At 71.3% G+C, this 9,536-nt stretch carries 8 protein-coding genes; 2 read left to right on the top strand and 6 right to left on the bottom strand.

Annotation, left to right across the window (positions count from 1 at the left end):
- Window positions 1-1,020 (top strand): 1,4-alpha-glucan branching enzyme (glgB, locus tag ABZ823_RS24750; RefSeq protein ID WP_361664330.1); only part of this gene is annotated, 1,020 nt, incomplete at its 5' end.
- A 55-nt stretch (window positions 1,021-1,075) separates the two neighbouring features.
- On the opposite strand, the gene ABZ823_RS24745 is transcribed toward glgB, so the two are convergent.
- The 5 genes from ABZ823_RS24745 to ABZ823_RS24725 all read right to left on the bottom strand — a co-directional run bounded on the left by ABZ823_RS24745 (window position 1,076) and on the right by ABZ823_RS24725 (window position 6,885).
- A complete protein-coding gene (locus ABZ823_RS24745) occupies window positions 1,076-3,358 on the bottom strand; it encodes an ATP-dependent DNA helicase (RefSeq protein WP_361664351.1) in 2,283 nt (760 codons plus the stop codon).
- Window positions 3,359-3,476: 118 nt separating this feature from the next.
- Entirely contained in the window at window positions 3,477-3,809 is a 333-nt protein-coding gene (locus ABZ823_RS24740; RefSeq protein WP_361664327.1) for a thioredoxin domain-containing protein, read from the bottom strand.
- Window positions 3,806-4,234 carry a MerR family transcriptional regulator gene (locus ABZ823_RS24735; protein WP_361664325.1) on the bottom strand — a complete coding sequence of 143 codons (429 nt, stop codon included), beginning with the start codon at window positions 4,232-4,234 and terminating at the stop codon, window positions 3,806-3,808. The genes ABZ823_RS24740 and ABZ823_RS24735 overlap by 4 nt, the downstream gene beginning before the upstream one ends.
- Window positions 4,235-4,337: 103 nt before the next feature.
- The gene (locus tag ABZ823_RS24730; RefSeq protein ID WP_361664322.1) at window positions 4,338-5,108 is read right to left on the bottom strand and encodes a DUF2127 domain-containing protein; all 771 of its coding nucleotides are present in this window, start codon (window positions 5,106-5,108) and stop codon (window positions 4,338-4,340) included.
- Between the two features lie 100 nt (window positions 5,109-5,208).
- On the bottom strand, window positions 5,209-6,885 hold the full coding sequence (locus ABZ823_RS24725) for an MFS transporter (RefSeq protein ID WP_361664319.1): 1,677 nt from the start codon (window positions 6,883-6,885) through the stop codon (window positions 5,209-5,211).
- Between the two features lie 219 nt (window positions 6,886-7,104).
- Between ABZ823_RS24725 and ABZ823_RS24720 the strand changes: the two genes are divergently transcribed.
- Window positions 7,105-7,785, top strand: a complete 681-nt coding sequence (locus ABZ823_RS24720) for a TetR/AcrR family transcriptional regulator (RefSeq protein WP_361664316.1) — start codon at window positions 7,105-7,107, stop codon at window positions 7,783-7,785.
- Window positions 7,786-7,845: 60 nt separating this feature from the next.
- On the opposite strand, the gene ABZ823_RS24715 is transcribed toward ABZ823_RS24720, so the two are convergent.
- On the bottom strand, window positions 7,846-9,225 hold the full coding sequence (locus ABZ823_RS24715; RefSeq protein ID WP_361664313.1) for a cation:dicarboxylase symporter family transporter: 1,380 nt from the start codon (window positions 9,223-9,225) through the stop codon (window positions 7,846-7,848).
- Between the last annotated feature and the right edge of the window lie 311 nt (window positions 9,226-9,536).

The following is a 9,536-nucleotide window of genomic DNA, read 5'->3' as shown; positions in this document are numbered from 1 at the left end:
CACATCGACGGCCTGCGCGTGGACGCGGTCGCCTCGATGCTGTACCTGGACTACTCACGCGAGTACGGCCAGTGGCGGCCGAACGAGCACGGCGGCCGGGAGAACCTGGACGCCGTGGCCTTCCTCCAGGAGATGAACGCGACGGTGTACCGGCGGTGCCCGGGTGTGGTGACCGTCGCCGAGGAGTCGACCGCCTGGGACGGCGTCACCCGTGCGACCCACCACCGGGGCCCGAGCGGCTTCGGGGGCCTGGGCTTCGGTCTGAAGTGGAACATGGGCTGGATGCACGACTCGCTCCAGTACATGGCCCACGAGCCGGTCCACCGCAAGTACCACCATCACGAGATGACGTTCTCGATGGTGTACGCCTACAGCGAGAACTACGTCCTGCCCATCTCCCACGACGAAGTGGTGCACGGCAAGCGGTCGCTGGTGTCGAAGATGCCCGGCGACTGGTGGCAGCAGCGCGCCGGCCTCCGTGCCTACCTGGGCTTCATGTGGTCCCACCCGGGCAAGCAACTCCTCTTTATGGGCCAGGAGTTCGCCCAGGGATCCGAGTGGTCCGAGGCGCACGGCCCCGACTGGTGGCTGCTCGACGCGGGTTACGGCGCCGCCGCCGACCACCGGGGCGTGCGCGACCTGGTCCGCGAGCTGAACACGGTCTACCGCCGCACTCCGGCCCTGTGGCAGCGCGACACCGACCCGTCCGGGTTCCAGTGGGTGGTGGGGGACGCGGCCGACGACAACGTGCTGGCGTTCCTGCGCTTCGACGCGGAGGGCGCGCCCCTGCTGGCGGTGTCGCACTTCTCGCCCGTCGTCCGCCAGGACTACCGCCTCGGCGTCCCGGACGACGTGCCGGCCTGGCACGAGGTCCTCAACACCGACGCGGCCCGCTACGGCGGCAGCGACGTCCGCAACCCGGACCCGCTGAAGCCGGAGCCCACCCCCTGGCACGGCCGCCCGGCGAGCATCCGGCTGACGCTGCCGCCGCTGGCGACGGTGTGGCTGCGGCCTGCCTGACGGGCTCCTCCGTTCGGCCGGTTCCGGGGGCGGCGGCCCCCGGAACCGGCCACCGCTACGCCGTCGGCGCCTCGGCCAAGGCCCGGGGCAGGGGGCCCTTGTGCAGGATTCCCAGCCGCTGTGTCGCCCGGGTCAGGGCCACATAGAGGTCACTCGTGCCGTACCGGCCGGGCTCGACCACCAGTACGGAGTCGAACTCCAGTCCCTTGGACTGGCGCGGGTCGAGCAGGACGACGGTCCGCGTCAGGTCGGGCTCCGTCCCCGCCGTGACCCCGTCCAGCCGTGCGGCGAGCGACCGGTGCAGTTCGCGTGGGGCGATGACAGCGAGCCGGCCCTCGGAGGGCGTCAGCTCCCGGACCGCCGCGGCGACGGCGCCGGGCAGGTCGTCGGTGGCGCGCGCCCAGGGCCGTACGCCCGTGGACCGCACCGAGCTCGGCGGCTCGAAGTCCGGGTCCTCGGCCCGCACGACCGCCGCCGCGACCTCCATGATCTCGGCGGGGGTGCGGTAGTTGACGCCCAGGCGGGTGTGCTCCCAGCGGTCCTCGACGTACGGGGCGAGGATTTGTGACCAGGATCCGACGCCGGCGGCCTCGGCCGTCTGCGCCGGATCCCCGACCAGGGTCATGGAGCGGGTCGGGCAGCGCCGCATGAGCAGCCGCCACGCCATCGGCGACAGCTCCTGTGCCTCGTCGACGATGATGTGCCCGAACGCCCAGGTGCGGTCGGCCGCCGCCCGTTCGGCGGCGCTGCGGTGGTCCGCCTCCTCGTGCCGTTCGGCGAACCGCTCCGCGTCGATGATGTCGTGCGCGGACAGGACCTCGGACCCGTCGGGGTCGCTGTCCTCCTTGTCCTCGAACTCATAGGTCCGGGAGGCGTAGGACACGTCCAGCACGCCCTGTGCGTAGGACACCTGTGTCTCGCGTTCGCGTGCGGCGCGGGCGCGCGCCACCCGGTCGTCCTCGCCGAGGAGTTCGGCCGCCTCGTCGAGCAGCGGCACATCGGCGGCGGTCCACGCCCGGGTCACCGGGCGGCGGATGGCGGCCGCGTCCTCGTCGGACACATATCCCTCCGGGTCGGCGAGGAAGTCCGCGAGCAGCCGCTGCGGGGTCAGCCGCGGCCACAACCGGTCGACGGCGGACCAGACTTCGGGGTTCTCCGCCAGTTCGTCGCGGATCTGGGTGATGTCGCCGGCGTCGAGGAGATTCGAGCCGTCGTACGGGTCGGTCCCGATCCGCTCCGCGACCATGTCCGTCAGCGTGTTGAGGATGTGGCCCTCGAAGTGCTCGCGGGCCGCGTTGTGCGGCAGCTTCGCCGCACGGGTGCGCTCGCGGGCCATGTTCACGAGCCCGTCGTCGAGCAGCAGGACGTCCCGGTCGTGCTCGATGGCGATGACCGGGTCGGGCAGCGCCTGGCGGTCGCGTACGACCCGGGCCAGTACGTCGGCCATCTCGGCGCGGCCCTTGACGGCGGCCGCCTCGGGGGTGTCGGCGGCGGTGGCCCTGACCCCGGGGAACAGTTCGCCGACGGTCGCAAGCAGCACGCCGGTCTCGCCCAGCGAGGGCAGCACCTCGCCGATGTAGCCGAGGAACGCCGGGTTGGGGCCGACGATGAGGACGGCACGGCGGGCGAGCAGCTCCCGGTGTTCGTAGAGCAGATAGGCCGCGCGGTGCAGGGCGACGGCTGTCTTGCCGGTGCCGGGGCCGCCCTCCACCACGAGCACGCCCCGGTGCGGTGCGCGGATGACGCGGTCCTGGTCGGCCTGGATGGTCTGCACGATGTCGCTCATCCGGCCGGTGCGGGCGGAGGTGAGCGCGGCCAGCAGCACGGCGTCACCGGACGGGTCCTCGTAGCCGGTGCGCTCGTGGTCGGCGAGGTCGAGGATCTCGTCGTGCAGGGAGGTGACGCGGCGTCCGTCGGTGGCGATGTGCCGGCGCCTGCGCAGGCCCAGCGGGGTGTGGCCGGTGGCCAGGTAGAAGGGGCGTGCGACCTCGGCCCGCCAGTCGATGAGGATCGGCGTGCGGTCCGCGTCGTCGGCGCGCAGCCCGATGCGGCCGATGTGGTGGCTCGGCCCGGACGTGAGATCGATGCGGCCGAAGCAGAGCGATCCGTCCACGGCGTTCAGCGCCGCCAGCAGCCCCGAGCGTTCGGCGACGAGGATGTCCCGTTCCAGTCGGGCCTGCATCGGTTTGTCGCCCTGCGCGAGCGCGTCCGCGACGGAGCTCTCGGTGTCGCCGCGCAGCGCGTCCACCCGCGCGTACAGCCCGTCGATGAATTCCTGCTCATGCCGCAATTCATCGTCCGGAAATTCGGTGTTTGACAATTCCGCTCCCGACCCGATATACTGTGCTCACTGAACTTCTTCGCGACCCGAATTCCCGTGAAGTCGCGAATCATTGAATATACGCAAAGAAATCCCCCGAGCGCAATTGCTCGGGGGATTTCGTCGTACGGACGGGTCAGAGCACGTCGGACAGCTCCTCCAGCAGCCGCCGCTTGGGCCGCGCCCCCACCATCGCCTTCACCGGCTCACCGCCGCGGAACACCATGAAGGTCGGCATGGACAGCACCTTGTACGCGTTCGTCGTCGTCGGATTGGTGTCCACATCCAGCTGCACCACCTTGAGCCGGCCCTCCTGCTCCGCGGCCAGCGCACTGAGCACCGGCCCCATCTGCCGGCACGGCGGGCACCAGTCGGCGGTGAACTCCACCAGCACGGGCAGCTCCGCCCCGATCACCTCGCCCTCGAAGTCCGCGTCCGTCACGACCGCCACACCTTCCGCCTTGCTCACCGCTGCCGCCCTCCCAGCTCGCACACCGGTTCCGGACCTCCCGGAACCCCCGCCTCGGCGTCCAGCGCGTCGCGTGCCTCCTCCGCCCTCGCCAGCTGTGCGGCGACAGTCGCCCGCACCGAACTCAACTCCGCGATCAGCGCGTCGAGTTCGTCCAGCTTGCGGCGGTAGACCGCGAGCGACGCCGGGCAGACGTCGCCCTCGGGGTGCCCGGCCCGCAGGCACTCCACGAAGGGCCGCGTCTCCTCCAGGTCGAACCCGAAGTCCCGCAGCGTGCGTATCTGCCGCAGCAGCTGCAGATCACGCTCGTCGTAGGTGCGATGCCCGTTGCCCGAGCGCCGCGCGGGCAGCAGCCCCCGCGACTCGTAGTACCGCAGGGTCCGGGTGGTGGTACCGGCCCGCGCCGCCAGCTCGCCGATTCGCATGTGCCCGACCGTAGCCCTTGACGCGGACGTCAAGGCAACACGGCGGCCGGGCGTCGGCAGCAGCCGCGCGAGCCGGGCCCGCCGGGGCCTGCGCCGGCCCGGGTCAGGAGGTGACCGCGAGGCCCGCCGACTCCTCCACCTCGATCAGCGAAGCGCTGTGCCGCTCCTCGTCGAACGCCTTGCGCCCGCCGCGCAGCCCGAACAGCCGCTTGGCGAGGGCGATGTAGAGGACCGCGAGGATGTTGAGGACCAGCGTGGCGATCTTCAGTCCGCTGACGTGCTCGGTGAGTTCGTAGACCTCCAGGGGGAGGAAGGCCGCTGTGGCCACGACGGTCAGGTACTCCGCCCAGCGTTTGGCGTACCAGAGCCCGACCGCCTCGACCAGCTCGATCAGCGCGTACGCCAGCAGGAGCCCGGCCACGAGGAGCAGCGTGGAATGCCGGTAGCCGAAGCTCTTCTGGATGGTGCCGACCACGGGTGAGTGGTCGAGGTCGTAGTGGAAGTGCCGGAAGACGGGCCGGAGCACGTCGAGGTACTCGTTGAAGAGCCGCCGTACCGCGTCCTGGCTGTTACTGAACCTCCACACGGCCACCGCGACCAGCACGATGAACACTCCGCGCACGGCCCGCTCCAGCGCGAGGAAGCGCAGGATGAACAGGTCGCGCAGCACCTTGCCGCGGGGCACGAGCGGCGCGTCGGAGGCGGGTCCGGTGCCGTGCGGCGCGCCGAGCACGAAGTCGCCGCAGCGCAGGCACCGCCACACGTCCCCGAGTGCCGTCCGGGCGTGCAGCCGCACCCGCAGCCGGGGGTCGTCGGGCGCGTAGGTCACATGCCCGCGCCGCGCACAGGTTCGCCGGTCCCAGTCGATCTTCATACCCCCGTGCCTTTCCGACCAAGGTGCCGTGCCGGTGGGCCCGGCACGGCGGTGCATGTCCTACGAGACGTAGGTGCGAGGGACGGGGTTCCGCGGAAGGTCAGCGGGTTGCGGCGTCCACCGGCTCCCGCTCCTCATTCTGCTCCTCGGCGACGGCGGCACCCTTCCTTCGCGGCAGCAGCACCCCGACCACAACGGTCCCGGCGCCGAGGATCACCGCGCCCACCAGGCTGGTGTGGGCGACCGCGTCCGCGAAGGAGGAGCCTACGGCGTCGGCCATCTGCCGCGCTCCGTGGGCGAGTTGGTCGGCCTGCGCCTTGAGCTGTGCGGCCTGCCGGGCGTCCTGGGCGTGCGCGGCCTGCCCGGCGACCTGCCTGGCCTTGTCGCCGATGGCCCCTGCCACGGCGTACCCGGCGCCGACGGAGTCCTGGGCGGTGGACAGGGCGCGTGCCGGGAGCTTGCCGCCGGCCGTGGCGTCCGCGAGGTGTGAGGAGTACGAGTTCGCCAGCACCGAACCGAGGAGGGCGATGCCGAGCGAGCCGCCGAGTTCCAGGGAGGTGTCGTTCACCGCGCCGCCGACGCCCAGCTCCGACTCCGGGAACGAGCCCATGATCGCGTCCGTACAGGGCGAGAGTGCGAGGCCGATCGCGAGGCCCAGGATCACCAGGGGCAGCACGAAGTCGTCGTACGACGAGGTGGAGTCGGTCCGGGTGAGCAGTGCGAGCGCGGCGGTGCCGGCGACCATGCCCGCGGTCACCGTGATCTTCGTGCCGATGCGGGGGGTGAGGTAGCCGGTGAGCGCCGCGCCGGCGAACACCGCGCCGGCGAGCGGCAGCATCCGCACCCCGGTCTGGAGGGCGTCGTAGCCGAGGACGAACTGGAGGTGCTGGGTGAGGAAGTAGAAGGCGCCGAAGACGGCCAGGAAGAACAGGGCGACGGCGAGGTTGGCGCCGGCGAAGCGGCGGTGCGCGAAGCGGCGCACGTCCAGGACCGGGCGCGGGTGGCGCAGCTCCCAGGCGATGAACAGGGCGAGCGAGACACCGGCCACGACGGCCGCAGTGACGGCCTTGGTGCCCCAGCCGAAGTGCGGCCCCTCGATGATCATGTAGACGAGGGAGCCGACCCACAGGACCGAGAGCGCTCCGCCGACGTAGTCGATCCGCTCGTGGTGCGCGGCCCGGGACGGCGGTACGAGGACGAAGGCGGCGACGAGCGCCACCGCGGCGACCGGCACGTTGATCAGGAACGTGGACGACCAGCCGTGGTTCTTGAGGAGTGCCCCGGCGACCAGCGGACCCGCCGCGATGGCGAGGCCGGCGGTGGCGGTCCACAGGGTGATCGCCTTGGCCCGCTCGGCGCGGGGGAAGGAGGCGGCGAGGAGGGAGAGGGTGGCGGGCATGATCAGCGCGGCGCCGACGCCCATCACGGCGCGAGCAGCGATGACCGTCGCGGCGCTGTCGGCGAGGTAGCCGAAGACGGCCCCGCCGCCGAAGACGACGAGTCCGAGGACGAGCGCTCCGCGCCTGCTGTACTTGTCGCCGATCGCGCCGAGCAGCAGCATCAGGGCCGCGTACGGGACGGTGTAGCCGTCGATGACCCACTGAAGGTCGGCGCTGGACAGACCCAGGTCCCGGGTCATGTCGGGCGCGGCGACGGTGAGGGCGGTGTTCGCCATCACGATGATCAGCAGACTCAGACAGAGCACCAGCAGCGCCCACCAGCGCCGCGCGTACGGCCGCTCCATCCTCTCGACCGGTTCGTTCATGACGACACGCATGGGTGCGGGCCTTCCTCTTTCTTCGGTGCCGATGGCGTGCGTGCGGCTTTCTTCGGTGCCGATGGCGTGCGTGCGGCGTCGGCCGCCGCACGCCGAGGACTTGCACAGCACTGTGCACTTGCACAACCATGTGCAATGTACGGCCTTGCACAGCACCGTGCAAATCAAGAAGGTGGAGTGCCCGCGGAGGTGCCCGAAGGCGCCTCGGGGCCGTGCAGAATGGCAGCCATGACCACGGGTAACGTCAGCCGGGCCGACACCAACCGCCGCCGGATCCTCGAGGTCGCGCTCACCGAGCTGCTGCGCGACCCCGACGCGTCCATGGACCAGATCGCCCGCGCGGCCGGTGTCGTACGGCGCACGGTCTACGGGCACTTCCCGAGCCGTGAGGCGCTGATCGGCACGCTCGTCGACGGCGCCGTGGAGGCGGTCGCGGCGGCCCAGGCGACGGGCCGCGAGGGCGTGACGGACCCGGTGGAGGTGGTGGCCCGCTCGACGCTGGCGGTGTGGGAGGTCGCCGACCGCTACCGGATCCTGGTCGCGCTGGCTCAGCGCAGCGTCACCGTGCAGGGCATCCGGGACCGTCTCGCGCCGGTCCGCGAGGCATGCGCCGCGGTCCTGGCCGACGGCCTGGAACAGGGCGAGTTCGTCTCGCCGCTGCCGCCCGAGGCGCTGGCGTACGTCCACGAGCAGATGCTGTTCGCCGTGATGGAGGCGGTGAACGAGGGCCTGCTCGCGGCCCGGGACGCGGGACCCTCCGCCGCCGTCACCCTGCTGACCGCGGCGGGCGTACCCGCCTCCCGGGCCGCGGGACTGGTGGCGGAACTCACGGGGCGTGAAAAAGGCCGAGCGGCCGGGCCCACGGGGGAGGGCCCGGCCGCTCGGGGGCCGGGGATCTGACGACCGGGCAGCTGGTCGACGGGAGAACGGCCCAGCCGCCGGGGTAGGGGTGCGGAAGGCTCAGGCCTTGGCCAGCTCCTTCTCGCCGTCCTGCTCGGGCGCCGCGGTGAGGGCGTCGCGCTCCTCGTCCAGCAGGGTCCGCTCGTCGAAGGGGATCTCGCCGGCGAGCACCCGCCGCACCCGCTCCTTGTCGACCTCACCGGTCCAGGTGCCGATGAGAAGGGTGGCGACCGCGTTGCCCGCGAAGTTGGTCACGGCACGGGCCTCGCTCATGAACCGGTCGATGCCGATGATCAGGCCCACGCCGTCCACCAGGGCGGGCTTGTGCGACTGGAGACCGCTGGCCAGGACGGCGATACCGGAACCGGAGACACCGGCCGCGCCCTTCGAGGCGACCATCATGAAGAGCAGCAGCCCGATCTGCTGCCCGATGCCCATGGGCTGGTCCAGGGCGTCCGCGATGAACAGGGAGGCCATCGTCAGGTAGATCATCGTGCCGTCGAGGTTGAAGGAGTATCCGGTCGGCACGGTGATGCCGACGACCGGACGGCCGACCCCCAGGTGCTCCATCTTCGCGATGAGCCGCGGCAGCGCGGACTCCGAGGAGGAGGTGGACACGATCAGCAGGAACTCACGGCCGAGGTACTTCAGCAGATGCCAGATGTTGACCTTGGCCACCACGCGCACCAGCGCGCCGAGCACGATGCCGACGAACAGCAGACAGGTGACATAGAAGCCGATCATGATCGTGGCCAGCGCCCTCAGCGCGTCCACACCGGTCTCGCCGATCACTGCCGCCATGGCACCGAAGGCGCCGACCGGGGCCGCCCACATGATCATCGCGAGCACCCTGAAGACCAGCTTCTGAAGGTGCTGGACCCCGCGCAGCACCGGCTCGCCGGAGCGCCCCATGGCCTGGAGCGCGAAGCCCACGAGCAGGGCGACGAGCAGCGTCTGGAGCACCTGGCCCTCGGTGAAGGCCGACACGAAGGTGGTCGGGATGATGCCGAGCAGGAAGTCCACCGGCCCCTCGGCGGCGGCCTTGGCCTGCTCGTGGCCGACGCCCTTCACGGCCTCGGTCAGATGCATCCCGCTGCCGGGATGGATGACGTTGCCGACGATGAGCCCGATGGCGAGTGCGACGAGGGACATCGCGAGGAAGTAACCGAGGGCGAGACCGCCCACCTTGCCGACCTTGGCGGCCTTCCGGACGGAGCCGACACCGAGCACGATCGTGCAGAAGATGATCGGCGAGATCATCATCTTGATCAGGCTCACGAAGCCCGTGCCGAGCGGCTTCAGTTCCTTGGCGAAGTCGGGCGCGGCGAACCCGACCGCGATACCGAGAAGCACCGCGGCGATCACCGCGAGGTAGAGATAGTGGGTGCGGTCCCGCTTGGCTGCGGGCGTGGCAGGTGCCGTTGGGGCTGTGCTGGCCACGGCTGCCCTCCTCGACGTCGTTGTCGGCTCATCCGGCGTGCGGCTCACGGCCGGGGATACCGGGAGGCGTCCTCCCGGTGACCGGGAGGTGGCGTGCTCCCGGGGGATGCGGTGACTATCTCCCGCCTTGTGAGGGCGGTCACCCTTCCGTTCATTTAGTTCACGGCCACACGCCGAGTAGTTCACGGTCACGCGGCGAGCGGGACGGGTGTCCGGCGATGCGGCGAGCGGGACCGCTGCACGGCTGCACGGCCCTGCTACGAGCCGGACCGCCGCACGGCCGTACGGCAAACCGGAACCGCGAGGCAGAC

The organism is Streptomyces sp. NPDC047079, from assembly GCF_040643755.1.
Lineage (GTDB): Bacteria > Actinomycetota > Actinomycetes > Streptomycetales > Streptomycetaceae > Streptomyces.
The sequence above is the reverse complement of the archived record's forward strand: the minus strand, read 5'-3'. Positions and strand labels throughout refer to the sequence as shown.